Source organism: Blastocatellia bacterium, from assembly GCA_016713405.1.
Lineage (GTDB): Bacteria > Acidobacteriota > Blastocatellia > Chloracidobacteriales > JADJPF01 > JADJPF01.
The window spans coordinates 188,652-211,312 of the sequence record JADJPF010000007.1 but is presented as its reverse complement, the minus strand read 5'-3'; the positions used below and the strand labels follow the sequence as shown (position 1 = coordinate 211,312).

The window sequence follows — 22,661 nt, the reverse complement described above, 5'->3', positions numbered from 1 at the left end:
ACCTCGTTAAAAATAAAAAATGAATTAAATTATTAAAATTATTGAAAACTTAAATAAAAGTTAATTTGATTTACTAATAAAAATTTCTTTGACTGTGTATCATACATAGAGATCCAAAATGAAACAAGTCTGTAAATAGTTATTTACAATTTTATTCTATTTTTTCTTATAAACTACTTTGTAAAGGTAGCTTAATAGTAAAACAGGTACCTGATCCTAACTGACTTTTACAGCTAATTTGACCATTATGCGCTTCTATTATACGCCGACAAATTTCAAGTCCAAGCCCTGTTCCTTCTTCTCCTTTAGTAGAGAAAAAAGGCTCCCAAATTGATGGCATAATTTCTGGGGCAATACCTTGTCCATTATCTGCAATTTCTATAATAACTTCTTTTCCTACAACAGTTAAATTAATAGTTATTTCTCCACTATACTCTTTTGTTGCTTCAACCGCATTGCGAATTAAATTAATAATTACTTGGTCTATTTTCTCCTCATTAAAAACTAGTTCTGGTTCAATATCATAATAAAAATTAAGAGTCCTTTTCGCTACTCCTGCATCAAGTTTCATTAAAGACAGTGTTCTTTGAATTGCTGGAACTATTGGCTTACAAGTTTTTTCATATTGCTCAGTACGATTACGAGCAAACGCCCTAATTTCTTCAACTAGTGCTAAGGCGCGTCGTTGGCCTTCTAATACCATTGCTGTAAATTGCTTTACTTCTGGATCATGACTATATTTCATTTCAATAAATTCAACTCCTGTAAGTAAAGCCAACCTATTACGAATCTCATGAGAAATAGCTGAGGTAAGTTTACCTATAGTCGCAAGTCGTTCTGCTTTAACTAGTTGTTCTTGTGTAGCACGAAGTTCTTCAATAAGTCTTAAGTTTTCCATTACCAAACCTGCTTCACGTGCTGTAGCCATAAGAAATTCCAAATCTTCAGAATTAAATAATGCTGCTTTAGTACGACTATCTAGGTAGATTACCCCCCACACTCTTAACTTTGAGCTTATTGGAGCAGCTAAAACTGAGCGAATATTTTCTAAAATAACACTGACATTTGCAGCAAATCTTTCATCATTAGTAGCGTCATGTGTAAGAATACCAACTTTTTCTTGAAAAGTATGTTCTACTATGGTATTACTAACTATAGTAGAACTAATTTCTTTTTCATCTCTACTACGAGCTAAAGCTAGATCTAATTTATCCGTAACAGGGTTATGAAGCAAAATTGCACCTTGATCTATAGGCATTACCTTAAGTAATTCTGTTAGCCAAGTCTCAGCTAATTCTGTGACACTTTGAGCAGGTAGAAGTTTATGAGTAATTTCATATAAAGAAGTTAGTCTTTGTAGAGTTGTTCCGGTTACATATTCTGGTTGGCGCATTAAAGCAGTGTTAAGAAAGCGTGTTTGTTGATCTGTAATTACAGTTGCCCCGCGTAGTTCTGGGCTAATACTTAAAGGAGCGCGACTATCTGTTACATCTGTATCTAGGTTAGTAACATTAATTTTAGGTTGACCATAGCCAAAAGTTAATTTAGTAGTGTTTAGCCCTCCTAATACAATTTCATCTCCAGTTTTTAAGATATGTTCTTGTACTCTTAAACCATTAATAAAACTACCACATTTACTTTCTTTATCCCGAAAAACGTATTTTCCGCCCCAAATTTTTACAATTTCTGCATGGCGGCGGGAAATACGAGAATCTTCTATACGCAAATCATTTTCATATGCTCGCCCAATAGAAAAAGAATTTTGTGTAATTTCAACTCTACATGGAAGGTTATCTTCATCTAAAAAATCAAGATAAGCTACTTGTTCTTGCTCACTTGACATAACTTTTTATTTTTTCTCCCTCATATAATTAGCCCTAAAATAACAAAGATAAGGCTTAAGATATTCTTAAAATATCTTTTGTAACTTTTAAGTATTACTTTATTTACAACTTAATTTATAGCTTTAAGATTTTTTAATAAAACTGGAATTATATTTTGTTGATAGCTAATATTTTGCTAGACATTATAAAATACAAGTTCAACAAACTAAAGCTATAAAAATCAAGCTATCTTGTAAGGGATAAATTATTTTTTCCGTATTTACCCTTGCATCTCTTGACCTGCTCAGTTTAGACTGCTCTTTTAGCATTAAACTTTATATATCAGCTAATTAAAATCAAACTTATGATAAAAGACACTCAACAGTTTTCCGCAGAACTGATAGAAGCAGCCCTAAGATTACATCAATTTAAGCTGCGTCATAAATGGCGATTAGGTGATCAATTCTGTGTTACTGAAGATTGCGAACTATTTTGGCAAATGCTTTTTATGGATTGTGTTTATTTAGTTGATATAGAATTAGTAAATTTAATGGAAGAATTAAATAAAAAAAAGGTTTCCTTAAAAGAAGAAAATGAAAAGATGGTTTTTATTCCTCGTTTAGAGGATATTGTTTATTTTTGTGCTATTAGTGTTTTTACTTTAGAACTTAGTGTTGAACCGCACCAAGGCCAACCCACTTATAGGGCCCGTTTAAGCATTTCTTCAGAAGATAAAATAGTTTGTGAAGAAACAGCTTCTGGCTTGCGTGTTGCAGCACTTCGAGCGTTATCTACAGCACTGCAAAGCTATTTTCCAAATTTTATCCCTACTAATCCTACTTCTATTCCTATTTATATGTAGATAACCATAATTGAAAGTTTCAAATTAATTCTATTATTTGAAAGTTTTGTAAGCTATTGAGTTATATATAAGATGTTAATTTAATTTAATCAACGGCTTACAAAACTTTTAAGGATCTTTTATAAAACCCTAAAAATGTACTGTTGGTTTAGCAGTAAAAGTTGAAAAAGTACCATTTCTTCCTTCTAGTTTGTTAATTCTATAATCAAAGCCTAAAGAAAATCTTGGACTAATACGAAACTCTAAGCCTCCACCAGCATTTAGACCAAAACGGAAATCGCCTTGACCAGCAGAAAGACCACGAGATCTAAGTTCTGGAGCTATAGGAGCAAGTCCGCCAACTTGCGCACCATTAAGTAAAGCATTTAGTAAACTAGCTAAAGCAGGGTTATTAACAAATTTAGCAGCATCAAAATCTACTAACTTTTGGCTACTTAACCCTACATAAGTACCAAGCCCAACAACTACATAAGGTCGTATATTTTGTTTATCAAAGGATAACATTGTGTACTTAAAACTAGCTGGTACAACAGTTAAGACTGTTAGACGTTCTTTAACTCGGTTAGTTATTGGGAGTGGGGAAAGTAAATTATTTACACTTGGAGGGTTGCCTAAAGCAGTATTTAAAGCACTATTCACTAAAGCAATTACGCCTGAAGTGCTTTGTACTTGGGTAATAGTTCTTTGCGCTCCTATCATAATTTCATAAGAGATTTTGCCACCTTTAACCCTTTTTAATGGCAAATCAATAAAACCCCCTGCAAAAAACCCTTCATTAGATTGAAAAGGATTTTGGCTACCTCCAATCATTAACCCAACCTCAGCCCCAATATGTCCAAGATCTGGCAGCAATTCACTAGGCGCACGTTTAGCTATTGGTGATGGTTTAATACTTGGCAATGGAGGATTTATAGAAGGCTCAGGATTTAGCTTAGTATTATTAACTGACGTTGTTTCTATTACAGGTTTATTAATAGTTTTTTCTAGCAAGGCTTCTAACTTTTCTATTTGTTGGCGTAATGTGTTGATTTCTGCTTGTTGAGCTTGCAGTTGTATAGTTAGATTTTCTATCGAACTGTTATTTTTATCCGTTGATGTGGTAACATTTTTTGGATTATTAGTAGCTACAGCACTAACTAGGTTGTTTTCTGTAAATTGGCTTATCATATTAGTTTGAGCAAAAGTATATTTTTGGGTAAAGAAAAAAACTGCAAATAAAGTAGTTATAAAAAATAAATATCGAGATTTCAAAGACATAGATTTCCCTCCTCACAAATTTTTAGGTTGGTAGTTTACTTTTGGTTGTTGATTTGTGTTTTAGTAGTTCTTGGTTAAGAAATTCTAAGAAGTTAAATACTTTACTATTTATAAGTTATTTAACTTAAGACTATTCTATTATTAACTAAACCAAAAACTACTTCTAATGGGGGGTAAAAAAATTGTTCTACACCTAACTAGATATTCAAACAGTATTAAAGCTAAAATACCTGCTTATATTTACTTGTTTTGAGGAAATTTTCATTAATATCAATAATTCTGACTGGCAAAAGTCTTTTGCTGCAAATCGCATTCCATAAATCAATATTCATAATATTAAACTTTACTATTTATTTTCTAACTATTTATTAATGCTCAAGTTATAGATAGTTTAGATACACAAAATTTATCAAGCATCTTTAATATTATCTAAATAAAGTGCTAGGCTTATTTGGAAAAATGTTTTTATTTTAACAAGTAAAAATTCACATCTTAGAAAAGATAGAGAAATATTTCCCAACAAGATTTTTTTTTCTTCATGCTATATTTTGGGTTTGCTTTTATCAGGAGTTAAATCAATGCAAAAAATTAATGTTGGTATTATTGGCGGCGGACGTATTGCAGATTTACATTACCTTGGATATAAAAATAGTCCTGATGCAAGAGTTTATGCCGTTTGTGATATTGATAAAGTAGTTGCAGAAAACCGCAAAACAGAGTGGCAAGCCACAAAAGCCTATACTAACTATCAAGATTTACTAGCAGATAAAGAAATAGATGCAGTAGAAATCTTAGTCCCTCATAATGATAACTTACATGAAAAATTAGTTATTGATGCTGCAAATGCTAGAAAACATATTGCAGTACAAAAGCCTATGACAACTAGTTTAGCTAGTGCAACCCGTATGCTTGCAGCAGTAAAAGAAAAAGAACTCATCTATAAAGTAACAGAAAATTATGTTTTTTATCCTCCAATTGTAAAAGCTAAAGAATTAATCCTATCTGGCGCGATTGGAGAGCCAATAAGTCTAAGAATTAAGTTTATTAGCGGCTCATCCGGTGGTTGGACAGTACCAAGTAATTCTTGGGAATGGCGAATGTCAGAAATTTTAGCTGGACGAGGGACAGCAACCTTTGATCATGGACATCATCTTTGGTCTACTGCTTGGTTTTTAATGGGTGAAATAGAAAAGGTTATGGGCTGGATTGATTTTTCCCAAGACGTTTTAGACACCCCAGCAACTTTTATTTGGAAATATAAAAATTCTAATCGTTATGGAGCCTGTGATCTTACTCATTCGACTAACCTACATATTCCTTCTAAATATTATGCTAACGATGAATGGATTGAAATAAATGGCTCAGAAGGAATTATTTTTATCCGACGCTGCACAGGAAATATTCATACTGGCCCAGCACTTTCTATTTTTGATGGTAAATCAATGAAAGATATAGAAATAGAATCTGATTGGAGCATTGGATTTCAGCTTTCAACACAAAACTTTATTGATGCAATTAAGGGTAAGGCTAGTCCTATGCTTTCTGCTGAGCAGGGCCGCGAAATTCTACGCTTTGCATTAGCAGTCCAAAAAACAGCTAGAGTTAATCGAGAAGTCTATTTGGATGAATTAGATAGCCATTGGCCCTCATTTTATAGTTGGCGTAAACGTCAAAGCAGTAAACCAAAAAATAAAACTTCCTGGTCTATAGCTTCTTTATTTACCCCAAAAGATCTTTCCATCTATGCCCCACAAGCAAAAACACTTACAGAAAATTTAGTTAAAAGTTTTGATCCAAAAACGGCTACTGGTTGGGATATTACAATTGGGATTCATCTAACGGCTGATGGTGGAGTGTCAGAAGAGAAAATAAGTTTATCAATCAAAGATTCAAAAATTAATTTAGAGTATGGACAAATTCCAGAAAACGCCACATTTACCGTTACAATGTCATCAGGTGTCTGGGCGGCAATTTTGCTTAAGAAAAAGCGAGCAGAAGTAGCATTTCTTCAAGGAAAAATCAAAGTTGCTGGTCAGGCTGAAGAAGTCTTAAAATTACGTGCTATTTTTAAGCTTTAATAATTATTAAGTAGTATCCTCTGCCCAGCTTTTACGCTGCATTAATACTTGTAGAGTGATAGCTTCAAATTCTGCAATAGTTAAAGTAATTTTTTCCTCTTTAGCTAGTTTTCCTCCTGGAACTAACCGATTTATCTTAACTTCAATTGTTGGTAAGTGTTGCCAAAAGTCTAGCAAAACCGTAGTGCTACTTTCATTACCTGTAATTTTTATTTCTGAACTCGGGCCTCGATCAAACCAGTAATGACCTGTTTTTACATCTAAATTTGCTTCAAATACCAAACCACAATGCTTACAACAACCATCCCAATCACTATTCCAAACATAAACATTTAGATCCCCAAAAAACCGTCTATTTTGCCAATCTGCTACAGGTTTGTTACATTGTGGACAATTAGGAGCAAGTCTTTCAACTCCACAATGTGAACAAGTGCTTTCTGTATGTCCTACTTTTTCATTACAAGCAAAACAATTAATTAATATCGGCTCAATATATGTTGTTTCTAGTTCATTTTCTGAGTCAACTACGGGTAAATCTCCAAGCATTGAGCGTACCATTGTTTTACTTATGCCTGAAGTTTGTTCTAATACTTCTTCTTGTATACGGCCTAAATATTTTATTACTACTTCTGCTGTTACAGTTTCTACAGTATGCTTATCTATTACTTTTATAAGTATTAAATGTTGATTTTTTTCTACTATTAACCTTTCTGCTAACATTAAGTAATCGCCGTCATCTAATTTCATAGCACCAATAATTACAAAATCATCAAATGTCCCATCTTTAGGATGTAGTAGTCTTAGCTTAGGTATACCAACATAGGCCCAACGATTTTTAATTTTAACTTTTTGCTCAGGCGCAACATTCTTTGTTGGTCTTTGCTCACAAGGAATTGCTATTGTATGTGTGACTACTTTATCTAGTAAAACAGGTTCAGTAATTTCTTTTATAGGTGAAATAATTTGTGTTATTGATAATTCTTCTTTAACCGTAGGTTCACTATTTAGTTGTTTTAAGTCATATAAAAAATCTTTTGCGCTGTAATACCTTTCAGTAGGATTTTTTGCTAATGCTTTTTTTATTACTTCGTCAATACTTTTTGGCAGCTTTGGATTAGTTAAATAAAGGCTAGGTATTGGTGAATTTACTTGCTGATGAAACATCTCTGTCAAACTACCTTCTTGAAAAGGAATAGAGCCTGCAAGTAGTTCAAAAGCTAAAACCCCTAGCGAGTAAATATCTGTCCTAGCAGAAATAGCTTCATTCATTATTTGTTCTGGTGACATATAGCCAGGTGTCCCAACTACAACACCTTCAGGTACTTTCATCTTAAAACCTATTAAACTAAGCTTTTGCTCTTCATCAACAATAATATTTGTAGGGTTAATATCCCTATGAAAAACATTAGCACGATGAGCAAAATCTATTGCTTCTGCTAAAGGTTCTAATATTTTTAGTGCTTGGTCAAAACTTAAACTTCCTTGCTCATCCAACAAATTAGCCAAAGTTTTACCAGTAATATACTGCATTATTACTAAATATTTTTTATCAACCCAAATAGCATCATATATTGGAACAATGTTTGGATGTTGGAGTAATGCTATTGTTTCTGTTTGACTAACTAAGTAAGTAGTCATATCTAAATCATCATAATAATCATTAAGTAAAGTTTTTATTGCTACAAAACGATCTAAGCTAGTTTGTTCTGCTTTATAAACAGCACAAAAACCCCCTTGACCAATCTTTTTGATAACTTTATAACCATCAAGATTATCTATTGAACTACTTATTGAAATTTCATGCATAAAGTTGGGGTTTAAGTAAAGGGTTAGGATCTATTGCTTTGACAAAGTATAATCCATTTATATTTTTTGTCAGGAAAAATTTTAGGAAGTTATCATGTTTATTAACTCAAAACTTGTTTTTATTTTTTTAGCTATTACTTTGCTTTGCCAAGTTGTCTTTTGTCAAAACCCTTCTAGGGCTAAAACTCCGCTTAGACTTGTAGACCAAGCCTTATTTGATGCGGCTTATTTAGGCGATGATAAATTGGCTAAAGAAGCTTTGGCAGCAGGAGCAGACCCTAATGCTAAAAATGATACTGGCTATACACCTTTAATTTTTGCTGCTGATGCCAATCAAGAAGAAATTATTAAATTACTAATTAAAGCCAATGCCAATGTTAACGCTCAAGATGATAGCGGTAGGACATCCCTAATGGTTGCAGCAATTAACGAAAGTAATAAAGCAATAAAGCTACTATTAAACGCTCAAGCTAATGTTAATTTAGCTGATCGTAGCGGTAAAACAGCCCTAATGTATGCAATAAGCACTGGTAATGCTTCTGGAGTAAAATGCTTTTAGCTGCAAAAGCTGACGTTAATGCTAAAGATAATTTTAATAGCACTCTTAATGTATTCTGTTGATTATGGTGAAAGTAAAATTCTAAAAATAATTTTAAGTGCTAAACCAGACATTAATAGCAGAGATAGAAACGGACGTACCGCGCTACTTCGTGCTAAAGAAAGCACTAGCCCAGATTTAGCTAAAATCCTTGTAGAAGCCGGCGCGACTCCATAACTTCAAATAAAAAAGCACAAAGGCTAAAAACCCTTGTGCTTTTTCTTAGAAAAGCTCTGTAGGACAAATAAAAATTTAACGCCATAACCATTAAGATTGTCACCTATTTATTTGTCCAATACAGAAAACCAAATAACTTTAATTATGTCCAAAGTACATCAATTGGCGCATAAACGCCTTGATTTGCATATGGAACATATTCAAAACCCCGCTTAAATGGGTCATCTTGTCTTACAAGGGTGTAATCAATACCTAAAGCAGAATAGATAGTACAAAATACATCTTCAGGTCTAATGGTAACACCTCGCGCCCAACCTGGATCAACGTAGCAGCACCCATAGCATCGGTTGAACCTATTGGACGACCACCACGAACACCAGCACCAGCAAATAAACAAGACATTTGTAAGTAATGATCTCTACCTTGTTGGTTATTAAGCCTTCCTACAGTTCGGCCAAATTCACCCATTGCCACGATTAGAGTTTCATCTAACAAGCTCTTACCAGCAGTTTGTGAAGGTGTTTTAGCTAAATCAGCAATTAGCTGTCCTAAACCTGAATCTAAAGCCCTAGCTGGATTAAACAAGCCTTGTGGAGTGTAAATATTATTGTGATTATCCCAACCACCTAAGTTAATTTGTATAAAACGTGTTCCTAGGTCAGATTTCACAATATTTCTAGCCACTAAACAAGCATTGCCAAAAGCATTATTTCCATAGCTCATTGAGTCGCTTTCAGAGTATTGAAAAACAGATTGTATTGCTGGGTTATACATTAAATCGCGTGCTTGTGTATAAGCTGCTGCCATATCATCCGAACCAGCACCAATTACATTATCCTTGCGGTTTTCTTCATCCAAGCTTTGAAGCATGTTATAGCGATTAGTAAACCTTGCTTCTCCTACTGGATTAGTAGAGTTAGCTAGTCCGGTTGGGTTTGGAGTTACGCCAAATGGAGCAACTTGAGGAGGAAAATAGCCCCGACCAACAATATTACCTGCATTAAGAGCTATAAAGCCTGGCAATTTTTGATTAGCAGTCCGACGATTTTCATATTCAAGTGCTACAACAGCACCAATATTTGGAGCAATTTTAGAAAGACCACTTGCAGGATTACGCCCTATTTGCGTCCAAATTTGCGCTAGTGGATGCACTAGAGCATAAGCACTCATTGAACGAACTATTGAAACTTTATCTAGTTGTTCGGCCAGTTTTGGAAGTAAGCCTTTAGGCCAACGAAATTGACCAATTGTAGTTGGTTCAAACTCCTTTGGTGTCCAATCGCCTTCTTTTAAGTCAAAAGTATCAACATGGCTTGGTGCGCCGTCTAAATGAACAAAAATACAGTAACGCGCAGTATTTTCTAGTTGTGGGCCGGTTTGGGCTAAAACTTCCATTGGTTTAGCTACTTGGCTAAAGAAAAAGCCTGTTAAGCCAAGGGCTGACAACTTAAAGAACTCTCGACGGCTAAAACCTTGTCCTCCAATTAAACTTTGGCGGGATGTTGGTAATTTTTCTTGTGCATAAATTAATTCTTTTGATTCTTTATTCATTGTCCTATCTCCTTGCTGCCATTAGTAGTTATAGATAAAGTCAATCTTATTCATTAAAACCCACATTAAATCTTCCGCGCCTTGGCTACGGTTGGGCTTTAACATACTAAGTGCTTGATTCATTTCTGTTTTGTTTGGAAAACGAGAAAGCACAGTTAAAAACATATCTTCAACTAGCTTTTCATCTTGGCTACTATTAGCAAGTAGACGGTTAAGCGTACTATTAGCAATATTTGCACTAATACGAGTATTAACAAATGGGCTGTTCATCAAAGCTAGACCTTGGGAAATTGTTGGGCTATTACTACGTGGTAAATCATCTCTATCACCACGTTCAAAAGTATTTAGAAATACTAGTCCAACGAGTGTTGCAGGAGTGTTAGCGCGTCTATCTCTACGGTTAAAAGGCTCGTTTGTGTCAGGCAGTTGCATTGCAAAGGAAATAGGGCTATTAAATCCAAATATTTGGTAGCTTGGGAAAATATTGGTTGCTATGCTGATAGCGTCGTGTAATTCTTCTGCATCTAGGCGACGGACAAATTTTCTAGCAAATAGCGGTACATATTCAGCTTTCCAAACACCGTTATATCTTGAAGAAAGTTGATAGCTGCTAGATTGAGTAATTAACCTCATTATATGTTGTAGGTTATAGTTACTACCGATAAATTCATCAGTTAGTTTTTCTAGCAATTCTGGGTGTGTAGGTTGAATGGTAAAAGGGTCTTCAACTGGGCTATTTGGGTCAAGGCGTGCTAAATCAAAATTATCAACAGGTTCAACTATTCCCATTCCATAAAATTGCTTCCAAAGATAATTAACTGTAGCACGTGCAAATTGACGGTCAGCCGTTAAAAATCTAGCAAATGCGGCTCGATAACTTTCACCTGTTGAAGGTCTTTCACCTGTAAAAATATATCTAGGTGTTACTACATTTGAGCTACCTGCTTCAGGTTGGCGAGCAGGTCGGTTGCCATCATCAGTGTTAAGTGTGTAATTACCATTTTGCAAATCAATAACATCAAAGTTAAAAATATTTGGCTGCCGGCTAACTATATTTCTTCTAATACCTACACGAGAGAAAAACGCAGCCATTTCCCAAGCTTCAGTGCGTTTTACTTGTGTTGCCCAAACATTTAAGGCGTTAGTATGGCCTTGACCATTATGACAAAGCAGACAATCAAAAGTGTTGATTCCTAAAAATCTAGTGGTAGCTTGTACTAAGGTAGTGTCATAGGTATCTTGAGGTGGCCCCATTTGAGTAATACCCCCGATTAAGTAACTAGCGTTACCACTTTGGAAGGTGTTACCTGTTCCAGTAATCAGACCTCTAACAAATTGATTATAAGGAGTATTACTAGCAATAGATGTTTTGATTGTGTTATAGAGAGCGTTACGGCCTTCTTCAAATCGATCAATATTTTGTGAAAAAGCAGTATTTTTTACTAAATCCCCTACAAACAATGTCCAACGATCAACAAATTGAGGAGAACCTATTAAGGAATTTATTACTTTATCTCTTTTATCTGCTGAGGTATCAGCTACAAATTGACGTACTTGCTCTGGTGTAGGAATACGTCCAGTTAGATCTAGTGTAACTCGGCGTAAAAATTCTTCATCGCTTGCAAGTGGTGATGAGGAAATGCCGTTTTGTTCAATTTTGTCAAATATCTGATCATCAATAAAATTACGTCGGGGAACTTTTGCTGTTGCGTTATATTCTTGTGGAGAAAGCTTAGCGGCTGCTATCTCAGTATTTCTTGATAATTCTTGAGCATATTCTTTTGGATCTATAAATCTCTTCTTCTTATTTAATACAGTACAATCATCTTTGCTTACACCTGCCCTTGGGGTATTTCTAACAATACCTTCTAAATCATTCCTAGAGGCTTTAGCGGATGAATTAAATTGAGTGTTTGCTAATACTAACGTAGCAATAAAACCTAATATTACTAACCGTTTCATTAGGGTTTTACTCATGTAGTCCTCCCTACTGTCCATTATATCCTTAAATCTATACTATTGTTTATTTTGTGTCTGAAAATTTTGTCATCTGGTTGACGTTAACTTAGAGATTAGCCATTATAAGAAAGTCTGAAAAATATTAAAACTTTTTGGAACTTTTTTCTTAGTTTTTTTCCTTTCAATAAAGGAAAATTTTATTGTTGGCTATGTGGTGATAACTTAAAATTATCCATCAAAATTTCGAGGTGTTATTATGGCTAAACTTAATCAAATTATTGCAGTAGAAAAAGGCATTAAAGCCGTTCTTTTCAAGAACTTACAGAAGCTCACCATTTTTACAAAAACCACACTTTTAGCAGGAATTTCAAGGACCTATCGCCCAAAAGATGAAGAAGGCGAGCAACTCCCATCTGAATCTAACCGCGTACAAGTAGGGCAGAAGAAATAATTCGTAAAACAACAGAAATTCTCTCTAAATTATTTGATGTAACTGCAACCAAAGATTGGGCAAATTGCAGAGCTTCAGCTGATGTTGTAGTAGATGGTAAAGTGCTATTAAGCAAAGTACCTGCTAGTTATCTATTATTTTTAGAAAAACAATTAGTTGATATCCACACATTTGTAAGGAAACTCCCTACCTTAGATCCTTCAGAGGAATGGAAGTTTGACCCTTCTGCCGATTGTTGGGCAAGTGAGCCAAATCAAACGGTAAAAACCAAAAAAGTCCCACGTAACCACGTAAAAGCCGCCGCTACAGATAAACACCCTGCTCAAGTAGAAGTTTATTATGAAGATGTAATTGTTGGTTATTGGCGGACGGTAAAATTTTCTGGCTCTTTACCAGCACAAAAAGTTAATGAACTGCTTGCTAAAGTAGAAAAACTTCAACAAGCTGTTAAATTTGCTCGTGAAGAAGCAAATAATCTTGAAGTAGAAGATCAAAAAGTGGGAGAAAAAGTTTTTAACTATATTTTTGGCTAACTAGGTTGCACCTACCCTTGTCTGTTGATTATTATTGGTGGTGGAGTACAAGCTTAAACTTAAATTTAATTTGAAGACTAAGCGTAAAAGCGTAGGTTCAAACCCTACCCCTGCCACCTAAATAATTATACTTATGGCAGGGTAGCCCAATTGGAAGAGGCAGCGACTTATGTCACCCAAGGCTGAGATTATCACTCCTAAGCTCAGTATTTTCGCCGAACGTCAAATCGACCGTTAAAGGTCTTACAAATCGAGATGCTGATTCATAATCGGCCCGGCTCATCAATAATAAAAATAAATCCTTATGGGCTGGTAGTTTAAGTGTAAAACACGATTATTTAGACTGAACCTTTAACTTAAATGTGTTGGCGTGTGCAAATGGGCGAAATCCACCTAACTTTTAATTAGGAACGGAAACTCGGGCCTGGAGGTGGGTCATACCTCTAGGCCCATTAACCAATGAAAATAACCAAAAAAATAGCCTGGTGAGCAATCACTAGGCTATTTTTTTAAGATAAATTGTTAGTAAGTTTTAGAAATTAAAGCTACCCATATTAGAGCTAAGGCCATCAACAACAAGTCTGACACTATTGCTAGAGCCTTTAATCAAATTAAGCTTTTTCTTATTGCCTTTGATAGTAAATGTTGTATTGGTGACACTACGAGGTGCAATTGTAATTAACTTGTCATTAACAAATAGCTGTAAGGTGTTAGCACCGTTGGACATAAAGCCTATGCCATTGATTGTCAGTATTTTAGCTTGAAATGAAGTTTGGGTAATGGTTGGGTTGATTGTAAATTGAGCCGTTGCTTGACCTGTGTTACCTGCTGCGTCTGTTGCTGTTATTCGTACTATTGCTTGTGGTGTTGTTAAGCTTAACCCAGCAATATTATTGAGTGTAAAAGCTACTATCAGTTGCTCCAAAGCTTGCTACTTGAGTAAGTTTTGCCCACCATCTAACGATAACAACAAGGCTTGAGACATAACAGCCCTATTATCAGTGCTTTGCCAGTTGACTTGGATAGGTTGACCTGCCATAACTTGTTGATTTGATGTTGGTTGGCTAATGGTTACTGTTGGTGCAAGGTTGTCAACTGCTGATTGGATGCGAAAGTTGTTAGCTGTAATTGCTTGAGATGAATTACCAGCAGCATCCCTAACAATTAAGCGCAGGCGAGCTTGATTTGTTTCAAGTGTTTGAGGAATTGCAAAATTAAAGCTTTGAGTTGAACCGGACAAGCCTGTTGCTAGTGTAGTTGTAAAAGTCTGCCCTCCATCGGTTGAAAGAGACAAGTCTTGAGCAACCACCCCTACATTATCGTTTGACATCCAGCTTATTGCTAAATTGCTGCCACTTTTGAAGTTTTCGCCGCCCATTGGAGCAATAAAATTAACCGTAGGGGCTTGAGTGTCGTTATTGCCACCTCCACCCATTCCAATAGTAAAATTACCAGTAATTGAGTTAGCCCTTTTAGCCCCAAGGTCAACGGTTGAGACTCTAATTTGAGCTTTGTTAGCAACTTGGATATTTGGCACTGTCCAGTTAAAGTCTCTAGCGTCTGCTCTAAGTTGTTCTGCTCCAGGAATAACCGTAAAAGTCTGGCCGCCGTCGGTTGATAGTTCTACCCTGTGACTAGCAATTGAAAAGCTTTGAGGTGCAACCGTTGTTTGCCATTCTATTCTAAAGCTTTGTCCCGGCATTAGCTGTTGATTGGCTGTAGGGCTTGTTACTTGAATGCTTGGCGGTTGCCCTATTGTAAAATCCCCTGCTAGCTCTAGCCCAGAACAGTTTTGTGAAAAGGTGTTAAACTCTTCCTTTGCGAAAATAGATACATCTGTCCTAAGATCAAAGATAGATCTGCCTGCAAAATCAGTAATATAAATTAAACCTCCGTCAGGAGATATAGTAAATGCTTGTATAGTAAAAACATTAGCAGTAAATATTTTAGTTAATGTCTTAGAAGATGGTAAATATCTATATAAATCTACTCCATTAAACTCAGCAAAATAAAGTGTACCATCAAAATTGAACTTAACGGCTGTTGTAGTAACAGTTCTTGTACTTGTAAAACTAACAGTATCAATTACTTGTAAAGAAGAAGTATCAATAATAACAACACTTTTATTAGTATCATTATTGACACCAAAAGCCAATAATTTACCATCTGGAGAAATATCTATTGATATAGATGGAAGAAATTTATTAATAGGAAGGTTATTAACTGTGGCTATAACTCTTCTAGTTTGAATATCATAAACACTAATTAAACCACCTGAAGAAATATAAGCAAGTCTTCCATCAGGGCTAAACGCTACATCTCTAGGATTAGCAATATTTATTGTATTAATGGTTCTAAAAGTTTGAGGATCTATGATAGCAACCATGTTATTGTCCCCAAGTATTGTCCATACCAACCCATCTGGTGCTAGTTTTACATTAATAACTGCAAATGTACTAAGTATTGTTCTAGCAATACCTTGTTGTAAATCTACAACAAGTAACCCTAGATTCCCTCCATTAAAACCAGGTAAAGGTCTAGTAATAAAGGCCATTTTTTTATCTTTTGATAGTTGTATGTCATCCCCAGCTTTACCATCTAAACTAATTTGTTGTATTTCTACACCTGTTAAACCATTTATTACTGATAAGTTACCATCAAACATCGGCCAAACATCACGATTAACTATTCTATATACAATAGGAGGGGTATTTTGTTGAGCAAAGATACTAAGGTTAAAGACAAAAAGAGTACAAACTAAGCCAATAAGCCACTTTAGCATAAGAATTTCTCCTAAATTTATTGTTATTAGTTATAAGTTGAACCAATGTGGGTAATTCTAGCCGTTAGGAAAAATACATAACCTGATGGATCAAGTCCTGATATTCCACCTTTTCCAGTGTTAGCAGAAGCACACCCTATTTGTGGACGGGTTGAGTTTAATCTTACCAATCTAAGGGTTTGATCATTTTCTGCTGGACATTCTAATGTAGTAGGCAAACCACCTGAACGTACATTCATTTATAATTCTAAGTCCGGGAGGTAAATTATTAGGAAAACCATTGCTAGCAGCACTTCCAGGAAGACCAACAGCACCAGTAGCATTATCTTGCGCAACAAGAAGTACACATTCAGAGCCAAATCTTTGTATAAATGGATTGGTTAGATCATCAGGACAAGGAACAATGTTAGTTTCGTCGAAATCGCAAGCATTCCCAGAACCATTAATGCCATTTGCATAGAAATTATTAGTTAAGGTAACGTCATAGTAAATAACTAAACCTCTTGTGATTTCGCCTTTGTTGGTTTGCATTGCTACATCAGCGCGGACTGACCATTGATATTTCTCTTCTCTTTGGTTTCCAAGTCTTCCTCGTGGCATTATTTCTTGACCTATGTAAGTTGTTCTTAGTGTATATTCATAAGAATTTTCTGTTTGATAAATAATTGATTTTCTTGCTTCCTCTAATGATGGATCGCTAAGAGGTGTATTATGTTCAGGATATGCTTCTGATAGATAATCAATTGTTTTGTTAGTCGCTCCATTTAAACCATCAAAAAGATTTTCTGGTTCACATAAACCAAACTGATTTTCAAGATTGCCTGATGAGCCTATGGAAGAAGGAGGAGTAAGAACACCTTGGCAAACATAAGGCTGTCCGCTTTGCGCTTTTCTTAAATGATCAATTAATTGTTGCTGGATTTTAGGGTAGATTGCTTTTACTATTTTATGGCGTATTGGGCTGGATGTTGCCATTATCATATTTTCTGAACGTGTTATAGCTATGTCTAAAGCGACATTTTGTAAATGTGCAGTAGTTCTAAGTGCTGGTGCTATGCTTGCTGATGTTGCTATTATCATTATAAATACTGTAGTAACAAGTATTGCCCAACCTTGACGGCTATTAAGCTTTCTTAATACTCTTTTAGATTTTTCTCTTAATAAATTGTTGTTCATAATATCCCCTTATTCCAAGTTACGTACAGCAATTGGAAAGTTAATCGTGGCCTTACGATTAATTACTTCTGAAGTAATTCCAGCAGGCAAAGAACGTATTAGTGTAACATTAATTGAGCTAACATCATTAAGCCAACTAACTAGTGGTGTGTTTGGTGTTGGAACTACAGTTCCATCTTTTAATTGGTAGGTTACGCTAATAGAATCAATTTCACCTAATCTGCCTTCTGAACCACCTTGGACAACAAAATTGCCATTTCCATCAGGTAAAATTACCCCGCCATCATTTCTTACAACTCTGCTACTCATTTGGTCTTGCTTTAAGTAAAAACTCGCTATTTTAACAGGTATAAGAATTGTTCCAAGACCAAATAATGTACGAGGTGAAAGGGTTGGATTTATCGCACCTGGAATAACATCAACACATTCTCCATTTAGGCATAAATCATAAGTAACATTAATAAATTTACGTGCTGTTGTCCCTGTGCCTTGTGAACTTTGAGTTGCGCTTACTATTTTAACAAAGCGGGAAATTGATTTAGCTGGTTCTACTGCATTGTCTGGCTGATAGGGTGGTGTACTAACTAACAACATCACTTCGCCAGGTTGAAACATATCTACGCTAGGAATCCAAGATAAACCATTTAAGGTCTGCTCTTGAGGGACATTTGGAGCAATATCATTTTCATCTCCGCTTGTTGGATCAGGTGTTGAAGTTCCTCTAGGAGTTGGGCTAGAAGATGGTAATGGAGTTGGAGTTGGAAGATCTTTAACTGGTGGACGTTGATTTTGCTCTGTTGTTGTTAAATTATCTTCTTTATCAGATCCAGCACCAGGTAAAAGAGTAGTTGAAACATTGGTAGGAAGCGCAATTTTAGCAATTCTTAAGCTACCTATTTGATTAGACATTTCAGCAACAGAAAACCGAGGACGTTTAGCATCTCCATAAATAACGGTAAAAGCGTCAAAACCATTGACTTTATAAGGTGTTACAACGCCTAAAGTAATTGGTGTTAGTTGCCCTTTATCATTAGGCATTGAACCAATTGCTGGCAATATTGGAGTATTAAAAGATTGTCCGTTAGAAGTGGCTAGACCTCGTGCTGGTAAAGTTGTCAAAGCTTTTTCTAGGGAAGCTTGGGTATTAGTTATTGATTTTTCAAGAGTAACTACTCTTTCTTGTCGAAGATCTAATTTAAGCCATTTAATGTAAAGACTTACTAAAGTGGTTAGTAAAAGTGTACCTATAACAAAAACTACAATTGCTTCTACTAAGCTAAATCCCTTATGGTGGGAGGAATATCTTAATGTTTTGTTTTTCATATCATTATTCCTTTACTTTCTAGTAGTTCCATCGGATTTAGTGATGATTTGTGTACGAGCAATGGTCTTAGTGTCTTGGTAAACTACTATGACATAAGCAGTTACATCTTTAGGATTTGGGAAATCTTTTTTGACTAACCATTGACGGCGGAATTTAGGAATAAGGGAATTGCTTGGATTAAGCACATTTGAAGTGGAACAATCTAACGTAGTCTCCCCCCCCGTAATTTTGCTTATTATTTTGATTAAGATTATTTATAGGATCGGTTTTGGCTGTTTTACCTTTGGGATTATCATCTTTGCCACCTTTACCATCATCATTAGGATTTTGAGCAAAGGAACTTAGAAGACAGCCAGACTCATTAAGTAAGTCAAAATAACCATTTATTGGGTTGTTAGGATTGATTGATCCAATTTGAGTTTGATTTTTAGGGATAAGGTTAACTTGATTAATGCTATCGTTATAAAGCTCACTAGCTTTTTTTAATGATAGAACGTTGACATCTACAAATTTTTGTACAAACCGACCATTGTTTATTGTGGTTAGCATAATTTTTCCAAGGCCACCAAACATAATGCCAATGAGAATTGCAGCTATCATATATTCAACTAAAGAAAAGCCACGTATGTTTGACCTAGTTAAAAATTTTAGTCTATGAAACATAAATGTTGTCTCCTAAACACTTTTATTAAACTTAATATATTTATATTAAACTGAATTTATTAGCCAAACGGCGTGTGCATTTTTTATCAAGTATTATTATTATAAGCATGCTATTTAGCTATTGAAAACTATTTTTTCCTGATTTTTGAAAAATTTTTTGGAGTTTGATTTTGGACAACAGCAATTGCTATGCCTCATATTGGTTAGTTAAATAAATAAAGCACTTAGAGCAAATTTAATTTTATAAAAGCTAAAAATTAAAAATGTCTGCCATTTTTGGCAGACTAAATTATTGGCAAACTTGGCAATGCTGCCAAAAATGGCAGTATCCTTACAAACTACTTACGCATAATTTCTGCTATGGGTGTGTCTCTACCTTCACTAGTAGTTAATATGGATTTTCCATCTAAGTTATAACAAATTGCTTCACCTTGAAATCTAAGGTTAATTTCTACTAAAGAAAGAGGTTGTTTCCAAATATTATCAAAATTACTTTCTCCGTTTGGCAAGCACAATTCATAAGCTCGTTGATAATCGCAAAGTATTATTCTTTGCCCATCAGGTGAAATGTCTCCTCCTGTAAGGCGATTAAAAAAAGTAACTGGTGTAGGTAAAGGAAGTTCTGTAATAAAAGTAAGTGTAGTAGTACTATTTAAAGAAAGCGGAAAACTAGCCTTATAAACTCTTGCTGTTTCTGTTTTATCGCTAGTAGGAGCAGCTATTTTAGTAACAATATAAAGATCCCCTGTTTTAGGATGTACTAGTAAAACCTCTGCATCATATTTGCCGTCTGGGTATTTTAATTTAATAGCATTAGATTTTTTGGTCATTCGAGCAGAAGTTTTTGGAGTGTTTGCATCACTAGCAGAAATTTTTGGTTCTAAAAATTGATAAATTATAATTTCTTCTCTTGCCCTAAAATTATCTCCAATATCTGCTAAATAAAGGTAAGATTTATTTTTCTTTGGCCCTGGCCCAATTGCCATATCTTCCCAATCAAAAGCTTTAGCCTTATTTACCCGCCAGACACCTTGTTTTTTACCTTTTCTATCAAAAGCATAAATAAATGGGCCATCTCCAGAATCATTATGCGTCCAATACTGTTTTGGATTAAGACGAGATGCTATAACACCGCTACTTTCATTTACATCTGAATCTGCTAAGTTAGCTATTATTTGTGGTGGTTGAAATTCAGTTAAACATTCTTGGTAAGCAGTTTTAACAGCAATATTTGCTCTTATCAGCAAACTATTAACATTAGATATAAAGAAAAATACTAATATTATTAGTAAAAAATGTACTGTTTTCATACATAATCCTCCGCTAGCTTGCTAAAGCTAAGATAATTGCACTAGTCATACTTCTTAAAATTATATTCGATACGCTCATAAAATATAGTAAGAAAAAATATTAATCGATACAAATGCAGCAATATGTTAGAATGACCTGAAATTTTTCGAGTGATTATCAAATGTTTTGGGGCTAATTATCCCATCTTTAGTCAAAAATAAAATCAAAGCTAGCAAAACTTTGTCAGTAGTAGCCCCTATTAGCTTATTTTCGGAGATTAATAAATGTCACTGCTTCGCTCTGTTTTGGATTCTATTGAGCCTTTAACTAAAACCTTCGCTAAAACCCACTTGGTTAGTCTTATCATTTATGATGTTAAGAAAACCAAATTGATCCAAGCAGGCCCTGAATCAGTGCTTCAAACTGAGGCTTGTGCCACTGTGCTTTGGGAACAGGCCCAACATAGCAAACCTGTTAGTTTTGATCGTATGATTGATGGTTTTTATATTTCAGCTTATAAAATTTACGATAATGCTAATAATATAAGCATGTTAGTTACTATGGCTCGCTTGCCTGAATCTGCACTTTCTGATCAACTGCAAAATGAGCTTTTAGATTCATTAGCAAAAACAGTTCAAAGTTGTTTACAATGGGCAGGGGCCCAGCGTTCTGCTGTTTTAGAGTTAATGGAAAAGTACGAAGAACTAACCTTGCTTTATGACATTAGCGAAAGACTAGAAGGACTACCAAGTTTTGATGAAGTAGCTAATGAAATGCTTAAACAAGCTACCTCGCGTGTTAAATGTAAAGCTGGACGTTTAGTTTTAGTTGAAGAAAGTGGAAATTACCAACAACGTCTATTTGCTCAAAAAGATAGCGTTATCCCTCAATCAGCTATTAGTTATTTAGGTCAAGAAGATACAGCTACACTTTGTCTAACAAAACCCGTCACCCAAATAGTAAATGACCCTTTTAATATTGGTGAATCAACTGCATTAACACAATTACATGTTCCTGTTTGCTTAAAAGAAACTCCTATAGGGGTTTTAAGTCTATTTCGTCTTTTAAGCTCTCCTTTTAAGGCTTCTGACAAAAAAATTGCAGAAATGCTTGCCCGTCAAACTGCTGGAAAATTAGAAAGCTCTCGCCTTTATGCAAAACTAGAATCGCTCTTTATGGATTCTATTAAAATGTTAGTTGAATGTATTGATGCTCGTGATACTTATACATCAGGACATTCTTCTCGTGTCTCTATTTATTCGGTTTTCCTGGCTCGCGAAATTGGATTAGCTGAAGATCAAATTAAAACTATTGAAGTTGGAGCATTGCTTCATGATGTAGGTAAAATCCGTATTCGTGACCATATCTTAAATAAACCTGGTCGGCTAACTGACGAAGAACGCCAAATAATACAACAACATCCAGAATTTGGAATGCGTATTGTTGACCATATCAAACAATTACATAATACCGTCCCCTGCATTTATTGCCATCATGAATATTACGATGGTAAAGGTTATCCACGTGGTTTAGGTGGTGAAGATATTCCGTTAATGGGACGAATTGTAACTATTGCAGATACTTTTGATGCTATGACATCTACACGCCCTTATAGAAAAGCTTTGAGCCAAAAACAAGCTTATGATGAAATAATGCGTTTTCGAGGTATACAATTTGATCCACATTTAGCAGAAGCTTTTGGCGAAGCAATTTTACGAGGAGAATTTGATAAGTATATAGAAAATACTGATCCAATTAATACCCAACAAGCTCAAGCCTAACTATAAAGGAACTAGCTTTATGAACTCTAAAGAAAATAATCTATCTATTTTTTGGATAGTTCTTAGCATGGCAATATTTATTGTTACAGAGCTAGCTATTGGTGGAGTAGTTGGAAAAATTTTACCTAATTTTATGTCTATCCCTTTAGGATTTATGCTAATGGGATTACTACATTTAATGGGTTATTTTGTTGGTGGTTTTTTTATTGGGGCAACATTTCCTAAAAAGCGGCTTTTAGAACCTCCTTTAGGTGCTATTGGATGTGTCTTATTACTTTATATTACTACCTTTTTTGTCCCAATGAGCTTTTATCAGTATAGTTTATGGAAAGTTTTAGGTGCTAGTGTAATATCTTTTATAGTTACTTTTATTGGTACATCTTTAGGAGAAAAATTAACTAGTAATTTAAGCTTTAATAAAAACACTAGTTACGGTAAAAACAGCGAGTTTGAAAGAATGAAAGCCCAATATGAGTTAGGGGAAGGCAAAAAACAAAGTGATGGTTGGTCATATGAAAAAGAGAAAAAGAAAGATTTTACCTTTTAAGAT

19 protein-coding genes and 1 pseudogene are annotated in these 22,661 nt (G+C 34.9%); 7 read left to right on the top strand and 13 right to left on the bottom strand.

The window, feature by feature from the left end; genetic code table 11:
- Positions 1-166: 166 nt before the first annotated feature.
- Positions 167-1,843 (bottom strand): FHA domain-containing protein, encoded by a 1,677-nt coding sequence (locus IPK14_11365; GenBank protein MBK7993985.1) that lies wholly within the window; start codon positions 1,841-1,843, stop codon positions 167-169.
- A 344-nt stretch (positions 1,844-2,187) separates the two neighbouring features.
- Between IPK14_11365 and IPK14_11360 the strand changes: the two genes are divergently transcribed.
- A complete protein-coding gene (locus tag IPK14_11360; GenBank protein ID MBK7993984.1) occupies positions 2,188-2,685 on the top strand; it encodes a hypothetical protein in 498 nt (165 codons plus the stop codon).
- Between the two features lie 129 nt (positions 2,686-2,814).
- Here IPK14_11360 and IPK14_11355 read toward each other — a convergent pair whose 3' ends face one another.
- Complete coding sequence (locus tag IPK14_11355) at positions 2,815-3,942, bottom strand: outer membrane beta-barrel protein (GenBank protein MBK7993983.1); 1,128 nt, start codon at positions 3,940-3,942, stop codon at positions 2,815-2,817.
- Positions 3,943-4,520: 578 nt separating this feature from the next.
- Here IPK14_11355 and IPK14_11350 point away from each other — a divergent pair.
- On the top strand, positions 4,521-6,020 hold the full coding sequence (locus IPK14_11350; protein MBK7993982.1) for a Gfo/Idh/MocA family oxidoreductase: 1,500 nt from the start codon (positions 4,521-4,523) through the stop codon (positions 6,018-6,020).
- Between the two features lie 6 nt (positions 6,021-6,026).
- Here the strand turns inward: IPK14_11350 and IPK14_11345 are convergent, their stop codons facing one another.
- On the bottom strand, positions 6,027-7,826 hold the full coding sequence (locus IPK14_11345; GenBank protein MBK7993981.1) for a serine/threonine protein kinase: 1,800 nt from the start codon (positions 7,824-7,826) through the stop codon (positions 6,027-6,029).
- Between the two features lie 94 nt (positions 7,827-7,920).
- Between IPK14_11345 and IPK14_11340 the strand changes: the two genes are divergently transcribed.
- Entirely contained in the window at positions 7,921-8,385 is a 465-nt protein-coding gene (locus IPK14_11340; protein MBK7993980.1) for an ankyrin repeat domain-containing protein, read from the top strand.
- Between the two features lie 18 nt (positions 8,386-8,403).
- Positions 8,404-8,601, top strand: a complete 198-nt coding sequence (locus IPK14_11335) for an ankyrin repeat domain-containing protein (GenBank protein ID MBK7993979.1) — start codon at positions 8,404-8,406, stop codon at positions 8,599-8,601.
- A gap of 252 nt (positions 8,602-8,853) precedes the next feature.
- Here IPK14_11335 and IPK14_11330 read toward each other — a convergent pair whose 3' ends face one another.
- Together IPK14_11330 and IPK14_11325 are read right to left on the bottom strand one after the other, a co-directional pair.
- A complete protein-coding gene (locus IPK14_11330) occupies positions 8,854-10,152 on the bottom strand; it encodes a DUF1501 domain-containing protein (protein MBK7993978.1) in 1,299 nt (432 codons plus the stop codon).
- A gap of 21 nt (positions 10,153-10,173) precedes the next feature.
- Complete coding sequence (locus IPK14_11325) at positions 10,174-12,129, bottom strand: DUF1553 domain-containing protein (GenBank protein MBK7993977.1); 1,956 nt, start codon at positions 12,127-12,129, stop codon at positions 10,174-10,176.
- Between the two features lie 238 nt (positions 12,130-12,367).
- Between IPK14_11325 and IPK14_11320 the strand changes: the two are divergent.
- A pseudogene (locus tag IPK14_11320) lies at positions 12,368-13,095 on the top strand (hypothetical protein).
- A gap of 532 nt (positions 13,096-13,627) precedes the next feature.
- Here IPK14_11320 and IPK14_11315 read toward each other — a convergent pair.
- The 8 genes from IPK14_11315 to IPK14_11280 all read right to left on the bottom strand — a co-directional run bounded on the left by IPK14_11315 (position 13,628) and on the right by IPK14_11280 (position 20,350).
- A complete protein-coding gene (locus IPK14_11315) occupies positions 13,628-14,020 on the bottom strand; it encodes a hypothetical protein (protein ID MBK7993976.1) in 393 nt (130 codons plus the stop codon).
- Positions 14,021-14,026: 6 nt separating this feature from the next.
- Positions 14,027-15,877 (bottom strand): hypothetical protein, encoded by a 1,851-nt coding sequence (locus IPK14_11310; protein MBK7993975.1) that lies wholly within the window; start codon positions 15,875-15,877, stop codon positions 14,027-14,029.
- 26 nt (positions 15,878-15,903) lie between these two features.
- On the bottom strand, positions 15,904-16,095 hold the full coding sequence (locus IPK14_11305) for a hypothetical protein (protein MBK7993974.1): 192 nt from the start codon (positions 16,093-16,095) through the stop codon (positions 15,904-15,906).
- The gene (locus IPK14_11300) at positions 16,061-17,053 is read right to left on the bottom strand and encodes a hypothetical protein (protein ID MBK7993973.1); all 993 of its coding nucleotides are present in this window, start codon (positions 17,051-17,053) and stop codon (positions 16,061-16,063) included. The genes IPK14_11305 and IPK14_11300 overlap by 35 nt, the downstream gene beginning before the upstream one ends.
- Before the next feature lie 9 nt (positions 17,054-17,062).
- Positions 17,063-18,376: a prepilin-type N-terminal cleavage/methylation domain-containing protein gene (locus tag IPK14_11295; protein ID MBK7993972.1), complete on the bottom strand. Its 1,314-nt coding sequence runs from the start codon at positions 18,374-18,376 to the stop codon at positions 17,063-17,065.
- Positions 18,377-18,388: 12 nt separating this feature from the next.
- Positions 18,389-18,562, bottom strand: coding sequence for a hypothetical protein (locus tag IPK14_11290; protein ID MBK7993971.1), 174 nt, complete (start codon positions 18,560-18,562; stop codon positions 18,389-18,391).
- Positions 18,555-19,040 carry a prepilin-type N-terminal cleavage/methylation domain-containing protein gene (locus IPK14_11285; protein MBK7993970.1) on the bottom strand — a complete coding sequence of 162 codons (486 nt, stop codon included), beginning with the start codon at positions 19,038-19,040 and terminating at the stop codon, positions 18,555-18,557. The genes IPK14_11290 and IPK14_11285 overlap by 8 nt, the downstream gene beginning before the upstream one ends.
- A 338-nt stretch (positions 19,041-19,378) precedes the next feature.
- Entirely contained in the window at positions 19,379-20,350 is a 972-nt protein-coding gene (locus tag IPK14_11280) for a hypothetical protein (protein MBK7993969.1), read from the bottom strand.
- 264 nt (positions 20,351-20,614) lie between these two features.
- Here IPK14_11280 and IPK14_11275 point away from each other — a divergent pair, with 264 nt between their 5' ends.
- Both IPK14_11275 and IPK14_11270 read left to right on the top strand, forming a co-directional pair.
- The gene (locus IPK14_11275) at positions 20,615-22,111 is read left to right on the top strand and encodes an HD domain-containing protein (GenBank protein MBK7993968.1); all 1,497 of its coding nucleotides are present in this window, start codon (positions 20,615-20,617) and stop codon (positions 22,109-22,111) included.
- Positions 22,112-22,130: 19 nt separating this feature from the next.
- Entirely contained in the window at positions 22,131-22,658 is a 528-nt protein-coding gene (locus IPK14_11270) for a hypothetical protein (GenBank protein ID MBK7993967.1), read from the top strand.
- The last annotated feature ends 3 nt before the right edge of the window (positions 22,659-22,661 follow it).